The organism is Aneurinibacillus tyrosinisolvens (genome assembly GCF_001015055.1).
Classification (GTDB): domain Bacteria; phylum Bacillota; class Bacilli; order Aneurinibacillales; family Aneurinibacillaceae; genus Aneurinibacillus_A; species Aneurinibacillus_A tyrosinisolvens.
The window spans coordinates 283547-309301 of sequence record NZ_BBWZ01000001.1 but is presented as its reverse complement, the minus strand read 5'-3'; the positions used below and the strand labels follow the sequence as shown (position 1 = coordinate 309301).

General features: G+C 48.4%; 25 protein-coding genes, 2 pseudogenes, 1 riboswitch and 2 other annotated features. Of the genes and pseudogenes, 5 read left to right on the top strand and 22 right to left on the bottom strand.

Features of this window, described 5'->3' with window-relative positions; genetic code table 11:
- Positions 1-140: 140 nt before the first annotated feature.
- Positions 141-2567, bottom strand: a complete 2427-nt coding sequence (pheT, locus tag MBEAL2_RS01525; protein WP_047150535.1) for a phenylalanine--tRNA ligase subunit beta — start codon at positions 2565-2567, stop codon at positions 141-143.
- Positions 2568-2583: 16 nt separating this feature from the next.
- Positions 2584-3618 (bottom strand): phenylalanine--tRNA ligase subunit alpha, encoded by a 1035-nt coding sequence (gene pheS, locus MBEAL2_RS01520; RefSeq protein WP_047150534.1) that lies wholly within the window; start codon positions 3616-3618, stop codon positions 2584-2586.
- Positions 3619-3700: 82 nt separating this feature from the next.
- Positions 3701-3939 (bottom strand) — a binding site (T-box leader).
- A 168-nt stretch (positions 3940-4107) separates the two neighbouring features.
- Here pheS and MBEAL2_RS01515 point away from each other — a divergent pair.
- A complete protein-coding gene (locus tag MBEAL2_RS01515; RefSeq protein ID WP_047150533.1) occupies positions 4108-4827 on the top strand; it encodes a DUF2225 domain-containing protein in 720 nt (239 codons plus the stop codon).
- A gap of 12 nt (positions 4828-4839) precedes the next feature.
- Here MBEAL2_RS01515 and MBEAL2_RS01510 read toward each other — a convergent pair whose 3' ends face one another.
- Both MBEAL2_RS01510 and MBEAL2_RS01505 read right to left on the bottom strand, forming a co-directional pair.
- Positions 4840-5634 (bottom strand): TrmH family RNA methyltransferase, encoded by a 795-nt coding sequence (locus MBEAL2_RS01510; RefSeq protein WP_047150532.1) that lies wholly within the window; start codon positions 5632-5634, stop codon positions 4840-4842.
- Between the two features lie 20 nt (positions 5635-5654).
- Positions 5655-6310 (bottom strand): annotated as a pseudogene (locus tag MBEAL2_RS01505) (potassium channel family protein).
- Positions 6311-6445: 135 nt separating this feature from the next.
- Here MBEAL2_RS01505 and sspI point away from each other — a divergent pair.
- Entirely contained in the window at positions 6446-6661 is a 216-nt protein-coding gene (gene sspI, locus MBEAL2_RS01500) for a small acid-soluble spore protein SspI (RefSeq protein ID WP_047150531.1), read from the top strand.
- A gap of 50 nt (positions 6662-6711) precedes the next feature.
- On the opposite strand, the gene MBEAL2_RS01495 is transcribed toward sspI, so the two are convergent.
- Both MBEAL2_RS01495 and MBEAL2_RS33445 read right to left on the bottom strand, forming a co-directional pair.
- The gene (locus MBEAL2_RS01495; protein ID WP_439644806.1) at positions 6712-7791 is read right to left on the bottom strand and encodes a M42 family metallopeptidase; all 1080 of its coding nucleotides are present in this window, start codon (positions 7789-7791) and stop codon (positions 6712-6714) included.
- A 186-nt stretch (positions 7792-7977) separates the two neighbouring features.
- Positions 7978-8100: a hypothetical protein gene (locus MBEAL2_RS33445; RefSeq protein WP_269082429.1), complete on the bottom strand. Its 123-nt coding sequence runs from the start codon at positions 8098-8100 to the stop codon at positions 7978-7980.
- Here MBEAL2_RS33445 and MBEAL2_RS29925 point away from each other — a divergent pair.
- Positions 8078-8272, top strand: coding sequence for a hypothetical protein (locus MBEAL2_RS29925; protein WP_500778834.1), 195 nt, complete (start codon positions 8078-8080; stop codon positions 8270-8272). The genes MBEAL2_RS33445 and MBEAL2_RS29925 overlap by 23 nt on opposite strands.
- A gap of 67 nt (positions 8273-8339) precedes the next feature.
- On the opposite strand, the gene MBEAL2_RS01490 is transcribed toward MBEAL2_RS29925, so the two are convergent.
- Entirely contained in the window at positions 8340-10109 is a 1770-nt protein-coding gene (locus MBEAL2_RS01490) for a B12-binding domain-containing radical SAM protein (protein ID WP_047150530.1), read from the bottom strand.
- A gap of 127 nt (positions 10110-10236) precedes the next feature.
- Here MBEAL2_RS01490 and MBEAL2_RS01485 point away from each other — a divergent pair, with 127 nt between their 5' ends.
- On the top strand, positions 10237-10617 hold the full coding sequence (locus MBEAL2_RS01485; protein ID WP_047150529.1) for a hypothetical protein: 381 nt from the start codon (positions 10237-10239) through the stop codon (positions 10615-10617).
- 45 nt (positions 10618-10662) lie between these two features.
- Here MBEAL2_RS01485 and leuB read toward each other — a convergent pair whose 3' ends face one another.
- The 10 genes and pseudogenes from leuB to MBEAL2_RS01440 all read right to left on the bottom strand — a co-directional run bounded on the left by leuB (position 10663) and on the right by MBEAL2_RS01440 (position 22094).
- The gene (gene leuB / locus MBEAL2_RS01480; protein WP_047150528.1) at positions 10663-11757 is read right to left on the bottom strand and encodes a 3-isopropylmalate dehydrogenase; all 1095 of its coding nucleotides are present in this window, start codon (positions 11755-11757) and stop codon (positions 10663-10665) included.
- Positions 11758-11779: 22 nt separating this feature from the next.
- Positions 11780-13312 (bottom strand): 2-isopropylmalate synthase, encoded by a 1533-nt coding sequence (locus MBEAL2_RS01475; RefSeq protein WP_047150527.1) that lies wholly within the window; start codon positions 13310-13312, stop codon positions 11780-11782.
- A 27-nt stretch (positions 13313-13339) separates the two neighbouring features.
- Entirely contained in the window at positions 13340-14329 is a 990-nt protein-coding gene (gene ilvC / locus MBEAL2_RS01470) for a ketol-acid reductoisomerase (RefSeq protein WP_047150526.1), read from the bottom strand.
- Positions 14330-14377: 48 nt separating this feature from the next.
- A complete protein-coding gene (gene ilvN, locus MBEAL2_RS01465) occupies positions 14378-14875 on the bottom strand; it encodes an acetolactate synthase small subunit (protein WP_047150525.1) in 498 nt (165 codons plus the stop codon).
- Position 14876: 1 nt separating this feature from the next.
- The gene (gene ilvB / locus MBEAL2_RS01460; RefSeq protein WP_047150524.1) at positions 14877-16622 is read right to left on the bottom strand and encodes a biosynthetic-type acetolactate synthase large subunit; all 1746 of its coding nucleotides are present in this window, start codon (positions 16620-16622) and stop codon (positions 14877-14879) included.
- Positions 16623-16774: 152 nt separating this feature from the next.
- Positions 16775-17016: a binding site (T-box leader), on the bottom strand.
- Positions 17017-17111: 95 nt separating this feature from the next.
- Positions 17112-18428, bottom strand: coding sequence for a nucleobase:cation symporter-2 family protein (locus MBEAL2_RS01455; RefSeq protein WP_047150664.1), 1317 nt, complete (start codon positions 18426-18428; stop codon positions 17112-17114).
- Between the two features lie 16 nt (positions 18429-18444).
- A complete protein-coding gene (locus MBEAL2_RS01450) occupies positions 18445-19032 on the bottom strand; it encodes a xanthine phosphoribosyltransferase (protein ID WP_047150523.1) in 588 nt (195 codons plus the stop codon).
- 133 nt (positions 19033-19165) lie between these two features.
- Positions 19166-19267: riboswitch (purine riboswitch) on the bottom strand.
- Positions 19268-19387: 120 nt separating this feature from the next.
- Positions 19388-20230, bottom strand: a complete 843-nt coding sequence (locus MBEAL2_RS01445) for a permease (protein WP_369405452.1) — start codon at positions 20228-20230, stop codon at positions 19388-19390.
- A gap of 8 nt (positions 20231-20238) precedes the next feature.
- A complete protein-coding gene (locus MBEAL2_RS33895; RefSeq protein WP_369405451.1) occupies positions 20239-20451 on the bottom strand; it encodes a hypothetical protein in 213 nt (70 codons plus the stop codon).
- A 148-nt stretch (positions 20452-20599) separates the two neighbouring features.
- Positions 20600-22094 (bottom strand): annotated as a pseudogene (locus MBEAL2_RS01440) (leucyl aminopeptidase).
- Between the two features lie 108 nt (positions 22095-22202).
- Here MBEAL2_RS01440 and MBEAL2_RS01435 point away from each other — a divergent pair.
- Positions 22203-22682, top strand: a complete 480-nt coding sequence (locus MBEAL2_RS01435) for a divergent PAP2 family protein (RefSeq protein WP_047150522.1) — start codon at positions 22203-22205, stop codon at positions 22680-22682.
- Positions 22683-22766: 84 nt separating this feature from the next.
- Here the strand turns inward: MBEAL2_RS01435 and MBEAL2_RS33815 are convergent, their stop codons facing one another.
- The 5 genes from MBEAL2_RS33815 to MBEAL2_RS01410 form a co-directional block, all read right to left on the bottom strand.
- Positions 22767-23390: a 3D domain-containing protein gene (locus MBEAL2_RS33815; protein WP_047150521.1), complete on the bottom strand. Its 624-nt coding sequence runs from the start codon at positions 23388-23390 to the stop codon at positions 22767-22769.
- 193 nt (positions 23391-23583) lie between these two features.
- Entirely contained in the window at positions 23584-23853 is a 270-nt protein-coding gene (locus MBEAL2_RS01425; protein WP_047150663.1) for a YuiB family protein, read from the bottom strand.
- Between the two features lie 73 nt (positions 23854-23926).
- On the bottom strand, positions 23927-24118 hold the full coding sequence (locus MBEAL2_RS33890) for a YuiA family protein (protein WP_047150520.1): 192 nt from the start codon (positions 24116-24118) through the stop codon (positions 23927-23929).
- Positions 24119-24274: 156 nt separating this feature from the next.
- Complete coding sequence (locus MBEAL2_RS01415; RefSeq protein ID WP_047150519.1) at positions 24275-24529, bottom strand: hypothetical protein; 255 nt, start codon at positions 24527-24529, stop codon at positions 24275-24277.
- A gap of 12 nt (positions 24530-24541) precedes the next feature.
- Positions 24542-25732, bottom strand: coding sequence for an NAD(P)/FAD-dependent oxidoreductase (locus tag MBEAL2_RS01410; RefSeq protein ID WP_047150518.1), 1191 nt, complete (start codon positions 25730-25732; stop codon positions 24542-24544).
- Positions 25733-25755: the final 23 nt, after the last annotated feature.

The following is a 25755-nucleotide window of genomic DNA, read 5'->3' as shown; positions in this document are numbered from 1 at the left end:
CTGCTGTCCTCCTAACATCCTTTTACATAAATATATACTACTCCATGAACTAAAGAAAGAAAGAGGATGCGTCAAGTGGGTAAAAAAAGAAGACGGGATGCAAAAACGCTTCCGCTTTTGTCCCGCCTTGTTATTACATCTTATCCGCGCAGCTCCGCACCGCATTCCGCAGCGAGCGCTTCGATTACCTTAGTATGGACATCCTGTACTTCTTCATCTGTCAGCGTCTTCTCCGGGTCGCGGTATGTGCACGATAAGGCGACACTCTTCTTATTCGTTCCGAGTTTATCATCAACGTATACGTCAAAAATACGGACAGACTCTAACCAGGAGCCGGCCGATTTCTCAATCGTTTCCTGCAGGGCACCCGCACTGACGCCTCGATCGACAACAACGGCAATGTCACGGCTAATCGCCGGGTATTTCGGCAGCGGCACCATTCCCTGGTGCATCGTTGCCAGCCGGAGCAGCAGTTCGCCATCAAGCTGGAACACGTATGTTTCTTCTAGATCATATTTTTGCTGGGTGACCGGGTGTACCTGGCCTACATAGCCGGCAACATGATCCTGCAGAACAATTTCTGCGGTGCGGCCAGGGTGCATTCCGGCAAGGTCTTTAACCGGGCGGTACTGAATCCCGCTAATGCCAAGGCGATTAAACAAAATATCCAGCATCCCTTTAACAAGATAGAAATCAACCGGTGCCGCTTTCTCCATCCAATGCTGCCCAATCCAGCTTCCGCTTAGAAGACCGGCAATCGTAAGCTTTTCTTTCGGAAGCTCAGTGAGCGTCTGTTCCTCGCTTAAAAATACATTTCCCATCTCAAAAATCGCAATATCCCGCTGCTTGCGGTTTACGTTGTACGCTGCCGTTTCCAGCAGATGAGGAAGCAGATTCGTCCGCAGCACGCTTCGCTCCTCACTCATCGGCATGGCAAGCGGAATTGGCTTTGTTTCACCGTACAACCCTGCGAAATCGTCCATGATTGCTGGATTTGTAAAAGAATAGGTAATCACTTCATCCAGGCCGGCTCCGTTTAGAATCTGGCGGATCGTACGGCGCAGCGACTGTTCACGGGTCAGTATTCCCTGCGTGCTTCCACCGTACGGCATTGTCGTCGGAATGTGGTCGTACCCGTAAAGGCGGGCCACTTCCTCGAACAAATCTTCTTCCCTCGTAATATCCTGGCGGCGTGCAGGAACCGTAACACGGATCGTATCGCTTTCCACCGCATAAGGGAAGGAAAGGCGCTCCAATATTCCTGTTACTTCGTTCAATCCAAGCGAAGTCCCTAATACTGCATTCAGGCGCTGCATGCGAAGATCTACAATCTTCTCGTCCGGAATCGTAACCGTAGCATCCGCAATCCCTTCCGCCACTTCTCCGCCTGCCAGTTCAATCATTAAGGAAGCAGCTCTCTCAAGCGCCTGTTCGACCGCTTTCGGGTTTACTTCTTTCTCAAACCGCAGGCTCGCTTCTGAACGGAGCCCGAGTTTACGAGCGGTTTTGCGAATCGAAGAGCCCGCGAAGTGAGCCGACTCCAGCAAAATAGCCTGCGTTCCTTCATGGACCTCCGAATTGGCTCCCCCCATGACACCGGCAATGCCGATCGGACGGATGCCGTCTGTAATAAGGAGCATCTCTTCATCCAACGTCCGCTCTACATCGTCAAGCGTTACGATTTTTTCCCCTTCTTTTGCCAGGCGGACAACAATGCGGCCGTTCTGCACCTGGGCATAATCAAACGCATGAAGCGGCTGCCCTGTTTCCATCATCACATAGTTCGTAATATCAACGACGTTGCTAATCGGGCGAATCCCGGCAGCCATGAGGCGGTTTTGCATCCAGAGCGGAGACGGACCGAGCTTTACTCCGGAAATCATCCGGGCCAGGTAGCGGTGGCAATGCTCAGGCGCCTCGATCTCAATCTTTACTTTATCCTGAATCGAGCCGGCCGTTTCTTTTACTTCGGCATGCGGTACAGTCACTTCGCGGTCCAGAATGGCCGCAACCTCATAAGCGACGCCGATCATGCTCAGGCAATCGGAACGGTTCGGTGTCAGGCCAAGTTCAAGCACGACATCGTCAAGGCCGAGCAGCGGCTGAATCGGCTGTCCTACTTCTAAATCAGACGATAAAACAAGGATACCCTCCTGAATTTCCTTTGGCATCAGCTTGTCGTTCATTCCAAGCTCTTTTGCGGAACAAATCATTCCTTGCGATTCTACGCCGCGCAATTTGGCACGCTTGATTTTCAAGTCTCCAGGCAGCTTTGCGCCGACAATGGCGACCGGAACCTTCTGGCCTGCGTCCACATTTTTCGCACCGCATACAATTTGCAGATGTTCTGCTGCGCCCACGTCTACCTGGCACACGTTCAGCTTATCGGCGTCCGGATGCTTTTCCTTGGCCGTTACGTAACCGACAACAACGTCAGTTACTCCTTTATTTTTATATTCAATCGCATCGACCTCAACACCGCTGCGGGTTAGCTTTTCAGCCAATTCCTCCGGTGTAATGCCGGATAAATCCACATACTGTGCCAGCCAGTTATATGAAACCTTCATCGCTATTCCTCTCCTCCTATACCCGGTTAAACTGCTTTAGAAAGCGCAAGTCATTCGTGTAGAAATGGCGGACATCGTCAACGCCGTACTTCAGCATCGCAATCCGCTCAACGCCCATGCCGAAAGCAAAGCCCGTATGTTTCTGCGGATCATACCCGGCCATCTCAAGAACACGCGGGTGTACCATTCCGGACCCAAGAATTTCAATCCAGCCGGTATGCTTACAGATGCGGCAGCCGTTTCCCCCACAGAACATGCAGGACACGTCCACTTCCGCACTCGGCTCCGTGAACGGGAAGAAGCTTGGGCGAAGGCGGATCTTCGCATCCTCGCTAAACATCTGGCGGGCAAAAGACAGCAGGATTCCTTTCAAATCGCTCATCCGCACATTTTCTCCAACCATGAGCCCCTCTACCTGTGTGAAGACGTGTGAGTGTGTTGCATCATCGTCGTCTCTGCGGTATACGCGGCCCGGGCAAATGATTTTCACGGGAACCTGGCCCTGCATTTTCTCCATCGTCCGCACCTGCATGGGAGAAGTGTGTGTGCGAAGCAGAATGTCCTCCGTAATATAGAAGGAATCCTGCATGTCGCGTGCCGGGTGATCCTTCGGAAGGTTCAGTGTTTCGAAGTTGTAGTAATCTGTTTCCACTTCCGGGCCTTCTGCAATGTTGAAGCCCATTCCAAGGAAAATATCTTCAATCTGTTCGATAACAAGGTTAAGCGGGTGGCGGTTCCCTGCATGGACGGTACGTCCCGGCAATGTCACATCGATCGATTCCTTCGCCAGCTTTGCCTCTACTTCCGCCCGCTCTGCGGCCTGTCCTTTCTCTTCCAGCTTGCTCTCAATCGCTTCACGCACTTCATTGGCCACCTGGCCGACAATCGGGCGCTCTTCAGCGGACAGCTTTCCCATTCCACGTAAAATCTCTGTGAGCAGCCCTTTTTTCCCGAGATACTTTACGCGCAGCTCCTGAACCTGCCCTGAACTTTCAATTTGCTCCAGTTCGTTCAATGCTTCCTGCTTCAATGATTCTAATCTTTCACGCACACCTGAAACCTCCTTTTGGATATGTACAAAGGGACTTGCCCCGCAAACCGCCTGCTTATAACACAAAAAGACCTCCCACCCGGAAAGGGGCGAGAGGTCGCGGTACCACCCTTAGTTTAAGAGCGCATCATAAACGATAAAGCTGCAGCTCTTACCTTATTGCCTGATAACGGACATAGGTCCGGTTCCTCCTACTTATTCATTCAGAGGACAGCTCCGGAGTGAATTCGATGGCTGCCTGCCTCAAGAACGCTTTCAGTCTAAGGCGTTCTCTCCCTGTGAGCTGCAATCCCACGTACTAGTCTCCTTCTTTGCTTTTCCCTATACAACTAATGCATTTGTGGATCGATTATATAGCAATTAGGAAAAAACATCAAGCATGCAAAATTTACACCCGCACTTTTTCCTCTACCCTGCGTGTTACTTATGGCATATACTACAAATATGGGGAATTTCTATCCAATTCTATCCCACCTGAAGGAGAAGCACATGGATCCTCTAGACAATATCTTATACGACAAGAAATTTATATGTGCTCACTGCCAGCATTCTTTTGCAAGCAAGAAAGTACGGCTGCGCCGCGGCCGCCCCTATAGACGTGACCCCGATTTCTGTGAACACTACGAAAATCACGCAGAAAACCCGACGTTATACCATGTAGTCGTCTGTCCTGAGTGCGGGTATTCCTGTAATGAGAGCTTCAGGAAGGGAGTTCCGCCGCAAATCGAGCAACTGATTGAAGAAAAAATCGCCGCTAATTGGACGAAAAAAGACTATACTGGTGTCCGTAATATCCCGGAAGCCATCGCAACGTACAAGCTAGCCATCTTTACGGCCGGGGTAAGAAAAGAAACGCACTGCGTGCTTGCCGGCCTTTGCCTGCGGCTGGCGTGGCTTTACCGATACCAAAAAAAGAAAGCGGAGGAAGAGCGCTTCCTCCGGCTTGCCCTCGATGAATACGAGGAATCCTACCAGACAGCCGATTATATGAAAAGCAGCATGTCGGAATTGATGATTCTTTATCTGCTGGGCGAGCTGCACCGCCAGCTTGGCGACCCTGCCAAAGCGCTTCGCTATTTCTCTAAAGTGGTAGAACACCCGCTGAAAGAGAGCGATCCGAAAATGGCAGGCCTCGCCCGGGACCAGTGGCAAACGATGCGGGAGGACATGAAAAAACAGCGTGAGGCCGAGCGGGACCACGCCGGATAAGCAGCTTCCCTATCATCGGTCGTTTCTCTGCCGGACCGCCTCATACATAAGCACGGAACCGGCGACCGCAGCATTTAATGATTCTGCCTTCCCGTAAATAGGGATAATGACATTCTCGTCTGTAAAGGCGAGAATGTTTTCCGTTATTCCGCTTCCCTCATTTCCTATAACAAGCATGACAGGACCGGCATACGAAACATCGTTGTAAAGCTTTGACTCTTCCAGGCTCGTCCCGATTACCCGAACATCCGGGTAGCTGCTTCGTGTTTGGGCAATGAATTGGGCAAGGTCGGCATTCCAGACCGGAAGATGGAACAGCGATCCCATCGTAGAACGAATTGCCTTCCCATTATATAAATCCACGCTGCCCTCCCCGATAACGACACCGTGAAAGCCCGCAGCATCCGCTGTTCGAATTAACGTTCCCAGGTTGCCGGGATCCTGGAGGCGATCGACCATCAGAAGCAGAAAATCCTCGGGAAGATTTCGGGGAACCTGCCGATTCATTTCCACTACTGCAATCATGCCCTGCGGTGATTTTGTCTCTGATAGCTTCTCCATCACCTGTGCCGTCGTTTGGAAAAGCGGTGTTTGCGAGCGGGCGGAATATGTATCGAGCCATGCCGGGATTTCTTCTATATGATCCTGCAGCAGAATGGCCTGTATCGGAGCTTCAAATCTACACGCCTCTTCGATAAGATGCGGCCCCTCAAGTAAAAACAGGCCGGCTTTTTCCCGTTCTTTACGTATATGAAGCTTTGCCCACTGCTTAATTCGCGGGTTCTGTGCCGAAGAAATAACGTCCATCTGGTTGCTCCTTTACGTGTTTACGACTTTTCTTCAAAACGTTTTAAATCATTATTATGCCCGATAACAACGAGAATATCTCCCTCATGGATCATATCATCAGCACTTGGCGCAATGTTAAAATGAGTGCCGCTCTTAATCGCCATTACGTTTACGCCGAAACGGGCGCGAATGTCTAAATCGCTAAGCGTTTTTCCCTCCAGCTTCTCGGAAGCAATGACTTCCACAATACTATATTCCTCCGCTAATTCAACAAAATCAAGCACATTGGGAGAAACAAGATTGTGCGCAACACGAAGCCCCATGTCTCTCTCCGGGAAAACAACCCGATCCGCGCCGACCTTGTAAAGCACCTGTCCGTGGCGTTCATTCTGGCTTTCGCCACAATCATTTTTACGCCCATCTCTTTCAAAATCAGCGTAGTAAGGATGCTCGCCTGGATGTCTGCGCCAATGGCTACAACGACAACATCGACGTTTCGGATGCCAATCTCCTTTAGCGCCTGTTCATCTGTTGAATCCGCTTGAACGGCATGGGTTGCAATGCTGCTATGTTCTTGAATTCTCTCTTCGCTTTCATCAATGACCATCACTTCATACCCCATGTTGTATAGCTCCTGGGCTACACCCGCTCCAAAACGCCCCATTCCAATCACTGCATAAGATTGGTCTGCCATATTGTCCCCACACCCCTTTATTATTCGAATTCATTATACACTGGGGCCGGGCTATTTTCGATAGGGGATGAAAATAAAGGGTTCTGGTCAAAATAAGCAGGAATCTATCTCTTTTTTACAAGGAGCGTGAAAGTAATGAACATCGCTGATCTTGACCTGCGCGCGGCCATTATGCAGAATATGCACGGCTCATCGGAGGAGGACATCCGCAATACGATTGATGATGCCATCTCCAGCCGGGAGGAAAAAGCTCTCCCAGGTCTTGGTGTGTTATTCGAAATGGTATGGGGAAAATGCGAGCAGCACGATAAAAATAACATGATTGGCATTCTTCATCAGCAGCTTAAATAATAGCGTGAACGAAAAAACCATCGATTTGATAATCGATGGTTTTTTTGTTGCTAGTATTCCTGGCGCTTGATTTTTTCAACCGTCGCTGCGTCGAGTCTTTTAATCACTTCTGTAATCAGCTTCACGGCATTGTCAATGTCATCGCGATGAAGAATCGCGGCGTGGCTGTGAATGTAACGGGTCGCAATTCCGATGACAATCGACGGAACCCCTTTGCCGTGCAGATGCAATCTTCCTGCATCGGTTCCGCCGCGGGAAATCGTATCATACTGGAATGGAATGTTTAGTTCTGTTGCCGTATCGATAACAAGATTTCGGAGGCCAACATGCGGAATCATCGATCCATCATACAGTAGAAGCTGTGGGCCTTCCCCGATTTTTGATTGGGCGTCCTGCTCCTTTACTCCCGGTGTATCGCCTGCGATGCCAACGTCGACGGCAAAAGCGATGTCCGGATCAACCGCATGGACGGACGTTTGCGCGCCGCGCAATCCTACTTCCTCCTGTACCGTTCCCACTCCGAATACGGTGTTCGGATGGTTTACTTCTTTGAGCTGTTGGAGCGTTTGAATGGCCATTGCGATCCCTACGCGGTTATCCCATGCTTTTGCCATCATAAATTTCGGGTTATTCATCACGGTGAACGGACAAATCGGGACAACGGTATCTCCGGGACGCACGCCGAATTCTTCTGCTTCCTGCTTGCTGGAAGCGCCAATGTCAATGAACATGTCTTTCATGTCGACCGGCTTTTTGCGTGCCTCTGGAGAGAGAATGTGCGGTGGCACGGAACCGATAACGCCTTCGATTACGCCGGTTCTTGTCTGGATGGCCACACGCTGGGCGAGCATAACCTGTTCCCACCATCCGCCGAGCGGCTGGAACTTGAGAAAGCCTTTTTCTGTGATCATTGTAATCATGAAGCCGACTTCGTCAAGATGGCCGGCTACCATGATTTTCGGGCCCTGGTTTCCTTTGCGGGCAATGAGGCTTCCAAGATTGTCTGTCGTTATTTCATCCGCATACGCCTCTACATACTTGCGCATAACGTCGCGAACTTTCCCTTCGTGGCCAGGTGCGCCTGGTGTTTCGGTTAGTTCTTTGTACATGGCCAGCAATTTGTCATCCATGGCGATTCCTCCATTATGTAATATCAATCTTATTGTTTCGCTGTTTCTGTCCTTCATTCCTTATTATCGTACCACTTCTGGAAATACTAAGCAAAAGGAGGTGTGTCCTCATGAAGCAAAGAATGCTCATCAATACGATATATAAGCTGATCTTTTTTCCCGGGGTCCTTTACTTCCTGTCTGTCGTTATGCCGGGTCGCTTCGCTTTGCCGGTGTCTTCCACTGGCTTGCAGTCAGCCTGCTGCTGCTTGTTATCGGCATTGTTGCGGACGAGGTTGTCCTGCCTTTGTTCGGGGTTTCTATATCCACAATGCAGGGCGCCTTCGCTATTATTCTTATTATTTATTTGTCAGGCTTTGTTTTCCCCCGGAGTATGATCGCACTGCCCGGTGCGATTATTGCCGGAATTTCTCTCAGTGTTGTAGAGTTTATTATGCATTATTTTATCCGGGAACAGCAGAAAAAAGAAGCTTACAAATAAAATTATAGGCGAAAAAGGAACAGCCTTTCCTTCATCAGAAGGAGGCTGTTCCTTTTTCTTTTTCTATTCATTGATTGATTGGGCTTTGCAGCTTTTCCAACGAAACCAGGTATGGCTGGGCCCGGTCGCCCTCTTCCGGGTTATAGTAAACAAGCAAAAGCTCCCTGTCTTCTTTTATTTCCCCCGTTTCTAAATACATCGACAGACTGAACGGCATCACTTCGATCATCGTGTGCTTATGCAGCTGCTTTTCATCAAGAGCTCGCGCAGCAAATTGCTCGCCCATAAGCTCAGGCTGTGCAGCAACCGCCTTAATGAAACGGGACTGCTCCCCTTTTTCTATGCTGTACTGCCACCAGGTCTTCCTTGGCTTGTACTTATAGTTCAGGAAGAAATCATACTTCATCAGCCCTTCGATTCGTTCCATATTGGCTGTCCCTCTCATCTGTAAGAACAAGTGCAGCCTCGTAAACAAATCCTCCAGCTGGTGCCCGATGCGGGACCATCCTTTGCTCTCCCAGAAGTCGCCGAATTCCTGGAAGAAATCGAAAGCAGAAGCAAACTCATTTTGAATCAAATAATGGAGCGTATGATCCATCCGGTGTGCGTTCCAGTATTTCTCCAGCACGTCCTCTACCCTTTTGATACGTACAATATCGGCGAAGGGAAGGACACGGTTTTCCAAAATCTCATACGGTGCCTGGTCCATATATTTATATTCGTATTTCTCCGCGTTAAGGCGCACGCCTGTCCCGCGCAGCATTTTCAGGAAGCCAAGCTGCAGTTCCTCCGGACCAAGCGCAAACACATCATTAAACGTTTTGCGGAACGATGCATAGTCTTCTTCGGGAAGCCCGGCGATTAAATCAAGATGCTGGTCGATTTTTCCGCTTTCCTTCACCTTAGTGACCGTACGGGAAAGCTTGGTGAAATTCTGCTTCCTTTTTACGATATCGTTCGTCTCTTCATTTGTGGACTGCACACCGATTTCAAAACGAAATATGCCCGGCGGCGCGTGTTCGGCAAGATAATCCAGCACTTCAGGCCGCATGATATCAGCCGTAATTTCGAATTGAAATACGCAGCCGCGGTGGTTCTCAATTAAAAACTTAAAAACCTCCATCGCGTAATCCCGCTTAATATTGAACGTGCGGTCAACAAACTTAATGAGCTTCGCTCCCTTGTCTATAAGGTGTGTAATATCTCTTTTCGTGCGTTCAATATCAAAATACCGCACCCCGACCTCAATGCTTGATAAACAGAACTGGCAGGAGAACGGGCAGCCGCGGCTTGTCTCGAAATACGTCACCCGGTTCGCAAGGTTCGGGATATCTTCTTCAAAGTAGAACGGAGAAGGAATCTGGTTTAGGTCCAGCCTGGGGCGTGGAGGATTAATAACAACCTGTTCCCCTTTGCGGTAGGCGGTTCCGTACACAAAGTGATACTTCTGTTCTCCCTGAATTTCAGACAGGAGATGGTGGAAGGTCTCTTCCCCTTCTCCGACAACGATAAAGTCAACGTCAGTAAGACGGTTCATCCAGTATTCTACATCATAGGATACCTCCGGCCCTCCGAGTATAATCTTGACTTCAGGCATAACCTTCTTGAGCATGGATATAATCTCGATCGTCTCTTCAATGTTCCATATATAGCATGAAAACCCAAGTACGTCCGGCTTTTTCTGGTATAGGTCGGCTACGATATTCATCGCCGGATCTTTAATCGTGTACTCTGCGAGATCGATAGGAAAATCATCCTGGCAGAAGACCTTTAGATAGCGCAGGGCAAGGGATGTATGGATATACTTCGCGTTTAGTGTTGCAATGGTTACTTTCATAAAATGTTGTACCTCATTTTCTTCTAAACTTACTCCCAGTCAGTATAGCATTTTTTTGCATCCTTTTCCCGCGCCGTCCGTATATAAGTTACGGATGGATTATTTTGTGAATGAAAGAGGGAGCGGAATGGTACGATACTTATTATTCCTTGCGATTGTTGCTTTTATTGTATGGTGGTTTCAATATATATTTAATCCGAAGCGCAAGCTGGAAACAGCGGTGGAGCGAAGGGAAACATTTTTTCTGGATGATACACAGAATGTCCGTCGCAATTTCCTCATCACATACAAAGGCGTATTATTTGAAGGGCAGAAATACCTTGGCACAACAGACGATTCGTTTACCGTAACGAAAATCTCGATTTGGCCGCGGCATAACAGCCAGCTGTACGGGCTGAGCAAATATGACTTCTTTGATATCGAAAAGATCATTACAGAAAGCTATCCTTACGCGGAAATTGAATGGACAACGCCCGTTCGTGAGTTTATCTCCAGGCGGAAAGAGTGAAAAAAACACCCTCTTCCGCTAAGGAGAGGGTGTTTCGATTTGATGCTATGCGTTTACGTATGCCCGGCGGGTCGCCTCAATAATTCGATCCGCCATTTCCTGCGTACCAACGGCTTCCTCTTTATTTTCTGCGATATCCCTTGTGCGGACACCGGAGTTCAACACTTCGTGTACCGCTTTCTCAATTGCTTCCGACGCTCTCTCAAGTCCGAAGGAATACTTAAGCATCATTCCTACGGAAAGGATTGTGGCGGTTGGATTGGCAACTCCCATTCCTGCAATATCCGGGGCGGATCCGTGTACCGGTTCATATAAACCGAAGTTCCCGTCCGCCAGCGAGGCAGAAGGAAGCATGCCGATTGATCCCGTTAACATTGATGCCTCATCGCTTAGGATGTCCCCAAACATGTTTTCCGTTACAACTGTATCGAACTGCTTCGGCCAGCGGATGAGTTCCATTGCACAGGAATCCACAAGCTGGTGGCGCAGTTCCACATCCGGGTATTCCGGCGCAATTCGCTCGACAACTTTGCGCCACAGGCGGGATGATTCAAGCACGTTTGCTTTATCAACCGACGTGAGCTTTTTGCTGCGAAGGCGCGCTACTTCGAACGCCCGCCGCACGATGCGCTCAATCTCGTATTCGTGGTAAATCATTTCGTCAGAAGCAACCTCGCCGTTCTCATCTTCATAGCGCTTCTTCTCCCCGAAGTAAAGGCCGCCCGTTAACTCCCGGATAACCATTAAATCTACGCCCTTAACGATCTCTTCCTTCAGAGCGGAAACGGGTACCATACAATCGAGCATGAAAGCCGGACGAAGATTCGCATACAGGCCAAGCTCTTTACGAATTCCGAGCAGCCCTGTTTCCGGACGAAGGTGAGCAGGATTCGTATCCCATTTCGGTCCGCCAACGGATCCGAGCAATACTGCATCCGAACGGCGCGCTTTCTCGAGTGTATCCTCAGGAAGAGGCGTTCCATCCTCATCGATGGCAGTCCCGCCGATACGTCCATACTCAAGGGAAAAACTCACATCTTCGAGTTCTTCTATAACTCGCAGCACACGAACAGCCTGCTCCATCACCTCAGGACCGATTCCATCCCCTGGCAGCACCGTAATTTTCAATGTTTGGCTCATCTTCTTTTTCTCCCCTCCTGCATTAAACGGTGACTTCAACAGCGTCTCCGCGGCGGACAATTAATTTGTTTATTGCACGCAGGTAGGCTCTGGCACTCGCCTCAAGAACATCTGTGCTGACGCCCCGGCCCTGCACCGTATATTCGCCCTGTGTAAGGCGGACATAAACCTCTCCAAGTGCATCTTTTCCATGCGTAACGGAAACAATTTTATAATCATCAAGGATGACTTCTTCATCCGTCACCCGGTCAATCGCTTTGTAAATAGAATCTACCGAGCCATTGCCGCAGGCAGCCTCTTCGCGCACCTCTCCACCGGCTGTCCGTACACGGACACTTGCCGTCGGCACCGAATTGTTTCCATAGGCCAGCTGCACGTTCTCAAGCTCAAACATTTCCGGGATATTCGTGATTTTGGAATCGACAAGCGCGACGATATCTTCGTCACTTACATCTTTCTTCTTATCGCATAAATCCTTAAAGCGGGTAAACGCTTCATTTAGCTCTTCCTGCTCAAGCTGGTAGCCCAGCTCTGTCAGCTTATCTTTAAACGCGTGGCGTCCGGAAAGCTTGCCGAGCACGAGTTTATTTGACTTAAAGCCCACACGTTCAGGGCGAATGATTTCATATGTGGTGGCTTCCTTCAGAACACCATCCTGATGAATGCCGGATTCATGCGCAAATGCATTCGCTCCGACAACCGCCTTGTTCCCTGGCACGAACATTCCTGTCAGCCGGCTTACCAGCTTGCTCGTACGGGCGATTTCCTCCAGCTTCAGAATAGTTTTCGCCTGATAGAAGTCGGAGCGGGTATCGAGTGCGAGCGCGACTTCTTCAATGGCCGCATTTCCTGCACGTTCACCGATTCCGTTAATCGTTCCTTCCACCTGTGTCGCACCCGCTTCAACCGCTGCAAGCGTATTGGCTACCGCCATGCCAAGGTCGTTGTGACAGTGACAGCTCAGCTTTACATTTTCGATGCCATGGACATTGTTTGTCAGCTCTCTGAAGATGTTGCCGTATTCTGCGGGCGTTGTATAGCCCACGGTATCCGGAATGTTAACAATCCGGGCTCCGGCGTCCACGACCGCCTGCACCACTTCGATGAGATACGGAATTTCTGTCCGCGAACCGTCCTCGCACGAGAACTCTACCATGTCGAAGTGCTTTTTTCCGTACTTTACAGCTGCAACTGCATGTTCGATGACCTGTTCTTTCGTCATATTCAGCTTGTATTTCCGATGAATCGGTGATGTCGCAATGAAAACATGGAGGCAGGCGGACTGTGCGCCGCGCAGTGCCTCCCATGCTTTATCGATGTCGTTCTGCACAGAACGGGACAAGCTTACAATGGTCGAATTTTTAACCCGGCGAGCAATCTCCTGAATGGACTGCAAATCGCCCGGCGAAGCGGCAGCAAACCCCGCTTCAATCCGGTTTACTCCCAGGCGCTCCAGTTGGAGAGCAATCTCCAGCTTCTCGCTGGAACTCAAATTGACCCCTGGGGATTGTTCACCATCCCGCAGCGTGGTATCAAAAATTTCTATTGTACGCATAATCCCGTCCCCTTCGTGTTTTACGTATTATTTTTTTATCCAGGCCATCATTTCTCGAAGCTGCTTACCAACGACTTCAAGCTGATGCTCTTTCTCCATGCGGCGGCGCGCACCGAAAGCTGCACGGCCAGACTGATTCTCAAGAATCCAGTTCTTTGCGAACGTTCCATCCTGGATTTCGCTTAATACCTTTTTCATTTCTGCTTTTGTTTCATCTTTCACGATACGTTTACCAACGCTGTAATCACCGAACTCTGCCGTATCACTGATGGAATAACGCATGTACTCAAGGCCGCCTTCATACATCAGGTCAACGATTAATTTCAATTCGTGGAGACATTCAAAATAAGCGATTTCCGGAGCATATCCTGCTTCCACAAGCGTTTCAAATCCTGCCTTTACGAGTTCGGACGTTCCGCCGCAAAGTACAGCCTGCTCACCAAACAAATCGGTTTCCGTTTCTTCACGGAATGTTGTCTCAATGACGCCCGCGCGCGTACAGCCGATTCCACTGGCATAGGCAAGGCCGATTTCCTTCGCGTTTCCTGTACCGTCCTGATAAATGGCAAGCAGGCCCGGCACTCCGAAGTTTTCTGTATATACCCGGCGAACCATGTGGCCCGGGCTTTTTGGAGCGACCATAACTACGTCGACTCCCTCAGGAGCGACAATTTGCTGGAAGTGAATATTAAAGCCGTGTGAGAAGAATAAAGCCGCACCCTCTTTGAGGTTGGGTTCAATCTGCTCTTTGTACACTTTGGCCTGCGTTTCATCCGGAAGCAAAATCATGATAACATCTGCACGAGATGCTGCTTCATCTACTGTAAGCACTTCAAAACCATCGTTTTCCGCCTGCTCCCAGGAACGGCCTTTGCGCAGGCCGATAACTACTTTCATTCCGCTGTCGCGAAGGTTTTGTGCCTGAGCATGCCCCTGGCTTCCGTAGCCTACGATTGCGATTGTTTTGCCGTGTAATAGTTCCTGATTTGCGTCTTTTTCATAGTACATTGTTACCATTGAATTTTCCTCCCACAATTGTATGTTTGTTTTTTGTTACAATAACCTCTACACTTTTACTGCTGCAGCCCCGCGGCTGATTGCTGTTGCTCCGGTACGGGAAAGTTCTTTGATCCCGTATGTTGAAAGCAGTTCAATCAGTGCGTCAATCTTATCTGAATCACCTGTCGCCTGAATGACGAGAGATGAAGGACTTACGTCGACAATCGTTGCGCGGAACGGTTCGATAATCCCGTTGATTTCAGCCCGGGTAGCCGAATTCGCTTCTACCTTTACAAGTACAAGCTCCCGCGACACCATGCTTCCACTGCTGAGATGCGTTACTTTTAGTACATCAATTAACTTATGGAATTGCTTAATCATCTGCTCAAGCGTGGGTTCATCGCCCCTCGTTACAATGACCATGCGGGAGATTCCTTTTTCTTCCGACTGTCCCACTGTAATGCTGTCAATATTGAACCCGCGCTGCCCCATCAGGTTAGCGACACGGGTGAGTACGCCTGGCTGATCATATACGAGAATCGATATTGTATGTTTTTGTTCCATATTACTCTTCCTCTCCCAGAACCATTTGGTCCAGTGTTGTGCCCGCTGCTACCATTGGATATACATTCTCCTCCGGCTCAACAACGAATTCTACTACGACAGGCCCTTTGGTTTCTAAGGCTTCCTTCCAAACTCTCTCCGCCTCTTCTTCCGTAGAGGCACGCAGGCCTTTGATTCCGTATGCGTCAGCAAGTTTGACAAAATCAACACTCTGGCTAAGGTCAATATGGCTGTAACGATTATCGTAGAACAATTCCTGCCACTGGCGAACCATTCCCAGGCAGTGGTTGTTAATGATAACAATTTTGATCGGAAGATTGTTTCCAGAAACGACGGCAAGCTCCTGCAGGTTCATCTGGAACCCGCCGTCTCCGCTTATGGAGATAACAAGGCTGTCAGGATTTCCGATTTGGGCACCGACAGCGGCCGGGAATCCGAATCCCATCGTTCCAAGCCCGCCTGAAGAGATGAAAGAGCGCTGTTTGCTGAACTTAAAATACTGGGCCACCCACATCTGGTGCTGGCCGACATCCGTTGTTACGATGGCGTTGCCTTCGGTTGTTTCATACATAATTTCAATGGCGCGCTGCGGTTTTAATGGACCGTTTTCGTTTCTTTTATAACGATACGGGTGCTGCTCGCCCCACTCCTGAATTTGCGCGACCCACTCCGCTGAATCAGCCTTCTTTACTTTAGAGAGAGCCGCCGTTAGAACATTCTTTACATCCCCTACAATGGGAATATACGTATTAATGTTTTTACCAATTTCGGCCGGATCGATATCGATATGGATGATTTTGGCGTTCGGCGCGAACTCTTTCGTGCGTCCCATTGTGATTCGATCATCGAAGCGTGCCCCTATATTAATAAGAAGGTCGGTATTAAGAATCGCCTGGTTGGAAGCGTACGAGCCATGCATACCCGGCATGCCCGGGCATAAAGGATGGATTCCCGGGAAACCGGCAAGACCCATTAAGGTTGGAATAACAGGAATTTGCGCCTTTTCTGCAAATTCGAGCAACTCTTTCTCCGCGCCAGCGGCTACAGTTCCGCCTCCTGTAATAATGAGCGGCTTTCGTGACTCAGCAATAGCTTTGACCATTCTATCGATTTGTAAATCGTTCGGCTTTACCGTCGGATTATAGCTGCGAAGCTTAACCGTTTCAGGATAGTAAAATGGCGCCTTCGCGTTATTTACGTCTTTCGGAATATCAATGAGAACAGGACCCGGACGGCCGGTTGTTGCAATATGGAACGCTTCTTTTACGATAGCCGGCAAATCCTTAATATCCCGGACAAAATAGTTATGTTTCGTGATAGGAAGCGTAATGCCTGTAATATTCGCTTCCTGAAAAGCGTCTGTCCCGATTAAATTTTGCCCCACATTGCCTGTAATGCAAACAAGTGGAACGGAATCCATTTGGGCAGTAGCAATACCTGTAACGAGATTCGTAGCCCCCGGACCTGAAGTAGCAATGACAACACCCGGTTTTCCGGTCGCACGTGCGAATCCGTCAGCTGCATGGATCGCCCCCTGCTCATGGCGGGTTAAAATATGCTTAAGATGGCTGGAGTAAAGTGAATCATAAATGGGAAGGACCGCCCCGCCCGGATAACCAAAAACGTATTCTACACCCTCCAACAGAAGACATCGTAGCAGCATATCAGCTCCCGTCATAATCCCGCCCATTTCGATGGGGGGTAAAGAAGCATGCTGGCCCTTCACCGTCGCAGTGTCTGTGCTCATGATTTTTCCTCCTTCATTTAATCTCTCCATTGTAAAAATAGTTAAAAAATTTATACTATGCAAACAGGCGCTTTATACCTGCCCGCATCTTAGCGCTTCTCTCTATATAGAAATAAAGAAAGCCCTTTCATCCCCTGACTTTATTTATGTCAGTCTGGGGCGAAAGAGCTTCGCGGTACCACCCAAAATTTATTGTCCGCCTCACAGCAGACAACCTCTACAGGTTTACTTAACCTTCACACATAACGCGTGCACACGGCTTTTCTTACTGGAATTTCTCTTTCAGAAAAGCAACTCTGGGGTGAGATATATTCAACATTCCTGCCCGGCTTCCACCATCCCGGACTCTCTGTAAGGGAAGAGGCTGAATACGCGTCCCCGTCAACGTTATTTCCTATACTTTCAATTGTTACCCTTGTCTGAGTATTGTAATGGTTTGCTATATTATATGCAATTATAGTCACCTATTTTAGAAGTGTCAAGCAAGAATTAAGAAACTTTTTGGATCCTGTCTGCTTCGTTTTGAGAAACCGCAGAATGAGGGACCCGCTTAAAATTAAAAATAATGTTAAGTACGATCGCTGTTAAGGAGCCGGCAACAATTCCGTTTTCAAACACAATGCGAAGCATGGAAGGCAGCTTGGCGAAAAACTCGGGAACAACTGTAACGCCCATGCCGAGGGCAACCGAGCAGGCGATAATAAGCAGGTTCTCGTTGCTTGAGAAATCAACCCGGCCCAGCATTTTAATACCGGAAGCGATAACCATACCGAACATAGCGACCATGGCTCCCCCAAGAACAGGCGTTGGAATAATCGTTGCGATCGCCGCGAATTTAGGCACCATTCCAAGGCCAATGAGCAGCAGGCCTGCAGCAACGATGACATCACGTGTTCTGATTTTGGATAACTGTACAAGCCCGACATTTTGCGAGAATGTCGTGTACGGAAACGAGTTAAAAACTCCTCCGAGAATACTTGCCAATCCTTCGGCACGGTACCCTTTGGCTAAGTCTTCTTTTGTTAATTCCCGGCCGCATATTTGTCCGAGTGCCATAAATACGCCCGTTGATTCCACAAGACTTACAATCGCCACAATCATCATCGTAAGGATTGCACTTGCATGGAAAGTCGGCATTCCAAAATAAAAGGGAGTCACCATGTTAAACCAGGATGCGTCTGCTACCGCGGTAAAGTTTACTTTTCCCATGAGGGCCGCGGCTGCGGTTCCGCCAACAAGCCCTAGAAGCACGGAAATCGCCTGAATGAAGCCGGTTGTGAAGCGGTTAAGCAGAATGATCAAGGCAAGCACGCCGAAGCCGAGTGCTAGATTGCTTAAATTCCCGAAATCGGGGCTGCCCTGGCCTCCCGCAATGTTATTCATTGCAACGGGAACAAGAGTAATCCCGATAATGGTAACGACCGAGCCGGTTACAACCGGAGGAAAGAACTGAGCCAGCTTGCCGAACCAGCCGGAAATCAGAACAACAAACAGGCCAGAAGTAATGACAGCACCGTAAATGGCCGACATTCCAAACTGCTGTCCAATCGTAATCATCGGAAAGACCGCTGTAAAGGAGCAGCCGAGGACAACCGGCAGCCCAATGCCGAAGAAGCGGTTTTTCCAAACCTGCAGGAGGGTCGCAATTCCACATGTAAGTAAATCAGCAGCGATTAAATAACCAAGCTGTGCAGGTGTAAGCTTCAGCATTCCTCCCACAATGAGCGGAACAAGCACCGCTCCCGCGTACATTGCCAGAACATGCTGCAAACCAAGGGAAACGACTTTGCCGGGTTTATTTTTCATCATTGGACTTCTCCTCCTATGCCTTTACTAGTTCTTCTGCAAAATGCACCTGGCCGTTTGAAAATGAAGCAATGCGGGCCAGTGATTCAACGTTATAGCCTTTTTCCAGAAGCTTCTTTCCGCCTTCCTGGAACGCCTTTTCGATAACAATGCCAACTCCGGCAACGCTGCTTCCCGCCTGTTCCACAATCCGGGCAAGGCCGAGCGCCGCTTCCCCATTGGCGAGAAAATCATCAATGATAAGGACCGTTTCTTCGGCCGGCATAAACTTCTTCAGCACGGTTACATGGTTCGTTTCCTGCTTTGTAAAGGAATATACTTCCGTGACATAGGCTTCTTCGTTCATGATCGCGGACTTCTTTTTTCTTGCGAATACGACGGGAACGTTTAGCTTCAGACCGGCCGTCAGAGCCGCCGCAATACCGGAAGACTCGATGGTTAGGATTTTTGTAATGCCTGCATCCGCAAAGCGGCGGGCAAACTCTTCTCCAATTTCCATCATGAGCACCGGGTCGATTTGGTGATTGAGAAACGAGTCAACCTTCAGTACAGAATCACCCAGTACATATCCTTCACGGCGTATTTTTTCCTTTAGCAATTCCATTGTTGTTCCCCCTTCTAATCATAAAAAAAATCCGGAAGATTGTTTTCACTCCGTTGTTGGACGAGTGAAAACAGTCTTCCGGATTTGGCTGAGATCTGCCTGTGCAGATCAAAAATACAACACAAAAACCGGGAAACCTATCGCTTTCACTCGTAGTCAGATCATTTACGGTGATCTGGTAGAGACTTTCGGGCCCTATTCCCGCGATTATACGAGCAAATCATTTATTTTTTATCAATGGTGTCATTATAACCGACACATATAAAAAAATAAAGCCCGGATTCATAAAAAACCCGAACTTTATTTTTGTTATCGCATATATCGTTCGCCTTTACACCTTGATATACTATGTTTCTTACAGCAGCATACCGATGAAACCGGCTATCATTCCAAGAATCATAACGCTGCCTGCAAAAAACACAAGCACCTTTGCCGGGAATGCTTTCCGTACGATTAAAATAGACGGAAGGCTGATGACAGGAAGCGTGATCATTAAAGCCGCCGCCGGCCCGTTTCCCAGCCCCATTGCAATAATAGCCTGCGCAATCGGAATTTCCGCCGCCGTAGGAATCACGAACAAAGTCCCTGCTATTGCCAGTCCAATAATAAGCCAGAAGCTGTTGGCCATTTCAACGCCAACGGAAGGAAATAACCATGCACGGGCTGCACCAAGGACGAGCACGGTCACAATATATAACGGTGCAATCGTAAGCACCAGCTTGCCGAACGTATACGTCCACCGTACGGGGAAACTCTTCCCTTCCATTGCATGGTCAGCCGGTTCAGGAGTAACTACAGATGAGTCGACCATTTCGCCTTTGGCGAAGAAGCGCTGGGCAAGGTAACTGACGCCGAAAACAAGAATCATGCCTAAAGCAAACCGCAGCAGCGTAAATTTCCAGCCCAGCACAAAGAACATAAAGATGAGAACGGCCGGGTTAATTGCCGTATTCCCGAACCAGAAGGCAGCAGCGGCCCCAACCGAACTTGAGCACTTTCGCAGCCCCGCAACGATCGGTGCGGCGCAGCACGTGCACATCATCCCCGGCAAAGAAAGCAGGCCTCCATTTACGGTGCTTAAGAATCCGGACTTCCCCAGCACCCGTTCAATCCAATTACGCGGAATGAGAACCTGTATGAGTGAGGCAAGAACAGCGGCTACGAGCAGCGCTTTCCACACCGCCAAGAAGTAAGTCATAGAGTAGTTTAAAGCCGCATCCCATGAAGGTGCAGGGATGTTGATGAAGAGCCCGTTAAAATCGACTTTCCAATCGAATGCTTCTCCGCCGCCGTAAAGACTTTATGAAAATAGGGCTGCCATTTTGCCCAGAATAACCCGATTATAGCTACGCTTAAAAAAAGTAAAATACCGAACCATTTGCGTCTTGGCGAAACAGATGGCACCAGCGTTGTTTGCATATCATTCCCTCTCCTTATTTTTAACAAGTAACTTTAATCATATCACAAAAATGCTAGTAAGTGTTTAGATATGAGCTACAAAAAGAGCTCGGATTTCAAAATCCAAGCCCTTTTGTTATCAAACGTATTTTTCAATCCATAAAGCAGACTACTTTCCCTCGCGGTTCGCCGCAAGTGCGGCCAGCGTGCGAACCATGGCTCCCGTACCTCCGTGCGGAGAGAAATCATCCGCCTTATCCGCCCACGAAGTACCGGCAATGTCGAGGTGTACCCATGGTGTATCCTCGGCAAACTCACCAACGAACAGCCCGGCCGTAATCGTTCCTGCATTGCGGCCCCCGGTGTTTTTCAGGTCCGCAATCTCGCTTTTAATCTGGTGCTTATATGGTGCATAGCTCGGCAGCCTCCATAACAGTTCTCCTGCTTCCCCTGCCGCCAGCATCACGTCTTCCATAAACTCTTCGTTGTTCGTTACTGCAGCGGTCGTCCACGTTCCGAGCGCAACTAAAGCGGCGCCTGTCAATGTTGCCAGGTCTACCAGGTAGTTGGCTCCTATTTTCTTTGCATACGTCATGCCGTCCGCAAGAACGAGGCGGCCTTCCGCATCGGTATTCAAAATTTCGATCGTTTTGCCGCTCATCGTCGTAATGACGTCACCCGGCTTCAGCGCAGAACCGCTCGGCATGTTATCTGTAGTTGGAATGACGGCGGCAATATTAACAGCCAGCCTTAACGTACCGATAATTTCCAGCGCACCGATGACCGCGGCGGCCCCGCCATATCCCCCTTCATTTCATCCATGCCTTGACCCGGCTTCAGTGAAATACCGCCGGAATCAAACGTAATTCCCTTTCCGACGAAGCCGAGAACATCTTCCCATTTGTCCGTTCCCTGATACTTAATGGCAACCATTTTTGGCGCTTCTACCGAGCTTGATTTACACCAAGCAAGCCGCCCATTCCGTAGTTCTCCATATCTTTCTGCTCAAGGATTTCGACTTCCATGCCGTGGCGCTCCGCCACTTCTTTTGCTTTCTCCGCCAGCACGGTCGGTGTCAGGTAATTCCCCGGCATGTTCACAAGGTCACGGGCCAGGTTAGTACCATTTGCATAAACCTCGCCAATCCGGACACCTTCCTTTGCTTCTTCCTCTGTTTCATTGGAACTAACAACAGTAACAGATTGAAGCGCAGGCTTATCTTCCGTTTCCTTGTGATATCCCGGGAAGCGGTAATTGGCAAGCAGGGCGCCTTCAACAATCGCATGCGCCACTTCTCCGGAAGCAAGGGTTCCTGCTGCTTCTCCAAAGAAAAACGCAAGGCTGGTAAGGTTCGCCTTCAGCGCTTCTTTTACTGCCCGTGCGCCTGCTTCACGAAGTCCTTCAAAAGACAATTCATCCTTGTCGCCAAGGCCTGCAAACATGATTCGCCGGGCTGCAATCTTCCCCATTGTATGTATGATTTGTGTTTCTTTTTTCTTTCCACTGATTTCTCCTGCTGCGAATAGAGATGCCAGCGTTCCGCCCATCGCCTGGTCCACTTCCGAAAGTACAACAGGCAGTGTGTTCGAATCTTTTAAAATGCCAATAATAAGACAATCCGCTTGTAACGTATGCAATCCTTCCGTTACGACTTCAATTTTCATTTCATACCACCTCCAAAGAAAATTTTATCAATAAAAGGGGTAAAAGAAAAGGTAAGGACCTTCTATATGGTACAATAGAAGAAGACTCATCAAGAAAGGAAGAAATCGATGCCTTCGTTGTTTTCTAATTTCCCGCTCTGGTCTGCTCTGCTTGCGATAGGGGTTGCCCAGGTTGTAAAGGTTCCCATTACATACTTTGCGGTTCGTAAATGGAACTGGAGCCTTATTTTCAGCACCGGCGGTATGCCCAGTTCTCATTCTGCAGCGGTCACGGCACTGGCAACCGCGGTAGGATTTGTTGAAGGGCTTAGATCTACGCTTTTCGCAATCTCCGCTATTTTTGCTATTATCGTTATGTTTGATGCTGCAGGCGTTAGACGGCATGCCGGAACACACGCTGCCGTGCTTAATCTGCTCGTGGAAGACTTTAACCAATTAATCGACGAACTGAAAACGATGCGTATTAAACCGAGAAGAGAGCGTGCAGAGAAGTTGAAAGAGCTGCTTGGCCATCAACCGAGTGAGGTTCTTATCGGCGGCTGGCTCGGCATTATCCAGTCGACCCTTATATATTATCTGATAAAATAATAGAGAAATGGGGAATCGCTCTTTATTCCCCGCTACTTTCAATATAAAAGGGACAGGCCGCCGCCTGTCCCTTTCTATGCTATATTATTGCCTTCCCACTTTTTCATTTTTCAGGCTGTTCAGTTCCCGGAAAACAGATTCGCTTACTTTTCCTGGCCCTTTTTCGATTATATAGACTTCCAGTTGTTTTTTGCCCCACTCTTTGTAAACATCCTGCTTCTTATCAAAATAAAGGTCGATTTTGTGTCCTTTTATGGCGGATCCAATATCAGCCACAACCCCGTATCCGTACCCCGGAATAAATAAAATCGTGCCGAGCGGAAAAATGTCCAAATCAGCCGCTATCGTAGAAAAGGTATCCCTTTTCACTTTGACGCCCGAATATGTAATTCCATAAGCCGGATGTCTGCTGTTTTTTCCTGTTGATTCAGGGCCGGCGTAATAACCTGTTGCTACTACATTCACCTTAGGATAGCTGTCAAGGCTTGCAAGCGCTTCTACAGTCACATTCTTGGAGAGAAAAGGAAAACGTCCTTTTGCCGGCAGCTGTGCAACGGTTCCTGCCTGGCTTTTTCCCGGTTTAATAAGCACCTGATGGTCAATCGGTTCCTCTTTTTCTAGAACGATATACATACCAAGGATAGTGAAAACAATAGCAATAATTAAGTATGTGAGTGATGAGCGAGCATTTTTGACAATTGCATTCATGAATAGATTAGCCTCCTCTTGTACTCATAATCTCCCTCGCTCACTTCTCTTATACATGGAGAAAGAGATTAGATAGAAAAGAATAGGCCCTTCATAAATTTAATAACCAGCTTTCCGACACCATTTCGATGCTGAATAAAATAAAGGAGAGCCCTTAGTTCTGAGGGCTCTCCTTCTTACATTCATTGGCTGTTTAAAACATCCGGTACCCCTTCGTGCGAAGGAGTTTAATTGTCCACCCGCTGGCAATCGCGCCAAGCAGGCCGGAAGTGAGCATTACGTAGTCTGCAGTGTGAGGCACACGCTGGTGCATGAAAAGGTATATAAGCGCTCCTACAGCAATGCTGAGGTAAAGAAACGTAGGCATCCATGTTGTTTTAATGAGCATATTCAAAATAAACCCGATTCCAAATAACAAAACAACGAAGAGAGGAATTCCGATAATAAACTGCGCAATATTGATAGGACCCGGCAAACAACCCACCTCCAAGATTTTCCCTCTCTCAGTTTACTTTATGAGCAAAAACCGGTCAATCTCAGAACATTGAACAATGATCGAACTCTTTGACTCCTTCTGACGGCTTAGACACAGCGACAATAGGTAAAGAACCTTTACTTTCACCTGCACCCTCGCAGCGGGGACACGTTTCCGTTCCGCCTGTAACAAGCTGAAAATACCCGGCTCCCTGGCAGTATTCACATTTTTTTTCGCCTGTTTTGTTCATCATAAATCCCTCCAGGTATAATAATTTAACATATCTATATTTTCAAAATATTATAAATGATGTAAGATAAATTTGAAAGAGGAAAAAGGCAGTGCACAAAACAGGATACGCTTTACGTACCGGCTATTTGTGCACTGCCTTCTGTTAAACGATATAAACTCACAGTTGTTCTTCGTCATTGCGGGCACGGGATACAATCGGATCCAGATAATCCCGCTCTCCCCGCTGCCTGCCTTTTTCCTGCAATCGTTCAATGGCAGGCTCGATGAGCGTTTCCAGCTCACGCTGGATTGTATAAGCTAAGTCGTGCCTGTTCTGTGACTCAAGAAATTTACCGACTTCAAACAGCTTCTCGTAGCGAGTACGCTCATCGGCTGTTAGAAGGGCCCTCACCTGTACACTTGCGTGTCTCATGGCAGAATTTCCTTACAGTTTTGCTTTTTTCAGCATGAGAGACAATCCGCCAAGCATGTACAATGAACGGTTATCAATCACTTTTTTCATAAGGGCTGCTGTACTGCCGTAAATCTTTTTGTCGCCGACAAGCCCGATTGCTTCCCCTTTGCCAAGAGAAGCTACGGTTCCTTTCAAGCTAGGAACAAATGGTTTCATCTGGCCGCCACGGATAGCTGCAAGAAGATTTTGAGCAAGATTTTCACCCTGTTGGATGGCAATCTGGGCAGTTGGAGGATACGGACGGTTCGTTTCCTCGTTAATGATAAGGGCACTGTCTCCTACAATGAATGTATCGTCATGGTTAGGAGCATGCAGATATTCGTCTACTTTTACGCGGCCGCGCATTGTTTCAAAACCCGCATTTTCAATAATGGCGTTTCCGCGCACGCCACCTGTCCACACAACGGTATTGGATTTAATCTCTTCACCATCAGCCAGAACAACACCATCCGGGGTGCATTCTTTGATAGGCGTGCTAATTTTGAAAGTAACACCTTTACGTGATAGGACTTCCATCGCATAATTAACAAGCTCAGGGTCAAAGCCAGGAAGCACAGTTGGAGCCGCTTCAATGTTGTAGATTTTCACAACGGACGGATCTACATCAAACTCTTCACATAGTTCCGGAATGCGGTCAGTAAGCTCACCTACAAATTCGATTCCTGTAAAGCCTGCTCCACCAACAATGAACGTCAGCAATTCGGGGCGCTTCTCCATTTTGTATTTCGCAAAATTGTACTCAATATGCTCGCGAATCTGACGAACGCTGTTAATGCTGCGAATGCTGAAAGCATACTCCTTCAATCCCTGAATGCCGAAGGTTTCAGGTTCGCTTCCAAGCGCAATCACAACATAGTCATAGGATAGCTCTTCACCGTTTTCGAGGATGGCTTTCTTCTCTTCACGCTTAATTTCTTTTACAGTTCCCTTAATGAATTTAACTTTATTCGTATCCAGCAGTGACTCAATGCTTACCCGGCATTTGTCCGGATCAAGCGTCCCTGCCGCAGGCTCATGAAGCCATGTTGTGAAGTAATGGTAATCATGCTTGTTAACAAGTGTAACATCGACTTCATTGTAGTTCATGTGCTTTTGTAAGCGAACCGCCGTTACCAATCCACCATATCCCGCACCGAGGATTAAAATTTTTGGTGTACTCATTTTCTCACTTCCGTTTTCTTAAA

Coding starts and splice junctions, on each gene's coding strand:
- MBEAL2_RS33895 (WP_369405451.1), bottom strand. CDS start 20,451: ATGCAAACAACGCTGGTGCCATCTGTTTCGCCAAGACGCAAATGGTTC.
- sspI (WP_047150531.1), top strand. CDS start 6,446: ATGAACATCGCTGATCTTGACCTGCGCGCGGCCATTATGCAGAATATG.
- MBEAL2_RS01490 (WP_047150530.1), bottom strand. CDS start 10,109: ATGAAAGTAACCATTGCAACACTAAACGCGAAGTATATCCATACATCC.
- leuB (WP_047150528.1), bottom strand. CDS start 11,757: ATGAGCCAAACATTGAAAATTACGGTGCTGCCAGGGGATGGAATCGGT.
- MBEAL2_RS01450 (WP_047150523.1), bottom strand. CDS start 19,032: ATGGAATTGCTAAAGGAAAAAATACGCCGTGAAGGATATGTACTGGGT.
- MBEAL2_RS01415 (WP_047150519.1), bottom strand. CDS start 24,529: ATGAGACACGCAAGTGTACAGGTGAGGGCCCTTCTAACAGCCGATGAG.
- MBEAL2_RS01455 (WP_047150664.1), bottom strand. CDS start 18,428: ATGAAAAATAAACCCGGCAAAGTCGTTTCCCTTGGTTTGCAGCATGTT.
- ilvN (WP_047150525.1), bottom strand. CDS start 14,875: ATGGAACAAAAACATACAATATCGATTCTCGTATATGATCAGCCAGGC.
- MBEAL2_RS33890 (WP_047150520.1), bottom strand. CDS start 24,118: ATGATGAACAAAACAGGCGAAAAAAAATGTGAATACTGCCAGGGAGCC.
- MBEAL2_RS01435 (WP_047150522.1), top strand. CDS start 22,203: ATGCCTTCGTTGTTTTCTAATTTCCCGCTCTGGTCTGCTCTGCTTGCG.
- MBEAL2_RS01475 (WP_047150527.1), bottom strand. CDS start 13,312: ATGCGTACAATAGAAATTTTTGATACCACGCTGCGGGATGGTGAACAA.
- MBEAL2_RS01410 (WP_047150518.1), bottom strand. CDS start 25,732: ATGAGTACACCAAAAATTTTAATCCTCGGTGCGGGATATGGTGGATTG.
- MBEAL2_RS33815 (WP_047150521.1), bottom strand. CDS start 23,390: ATGAATGCAATTGTCAAAAATGCTCGCTCATCACTCACATACTTAATT.
- MBEAL2_RS01515 (WP_047150533.1), top strand. CDS start 4,108: ATGGATCCTCTAGACAATATCTTATACGACAAGAAATTTATATGTGCT.
- MBEAL2_RS01445 (WP_369405452.1), bottom strand. CDS start 20,230: ATGACTTACTTCTTGGCGGTGTGGAAAGCGCTGCTCGTAGCCGCTGTT.
- ilvC (WP_047150526.1), bottom strand. CDS start 14,329: ATGGTAACAATGTACTATGAAAAAGACGCAAATCAGGAACTATTACAC.
- MBEAL2_RS01495 (WP_439644806.1), bottom strand. CDS start 7,791: ATGGATGACAAATTGCTGGCCATGTACAAAGAACTAACCGAAACACCA.
- ilvB (WP_047150524.1), bottom strand. CDS start 16,622: ATGAGCACAGACACTGCGACGGTGAAGGGCCAGCATGCTTCTTTACCC.
- MBEAL2_RS01510 (WP_047150532.1), bottom strand. CDS start 5,634: ATGGACGTTATTTCTTCGGCACAGAACCCGCGAATTAAGCAGTGGGCA.
- MBEAL2_RS01485 (WP_047150529.1), top strand. CDS start 10,237: ATGGTACGATACTTATTATTCCTTGCGATTGTTGCTTTTATTGTATGG.
- pheT (WP_047150535.1), bottom strand. CDS start 2,567: ATGAAGGTTTCATATAACTGGCTGGCACAGTATGTGGATTTATCCGGC.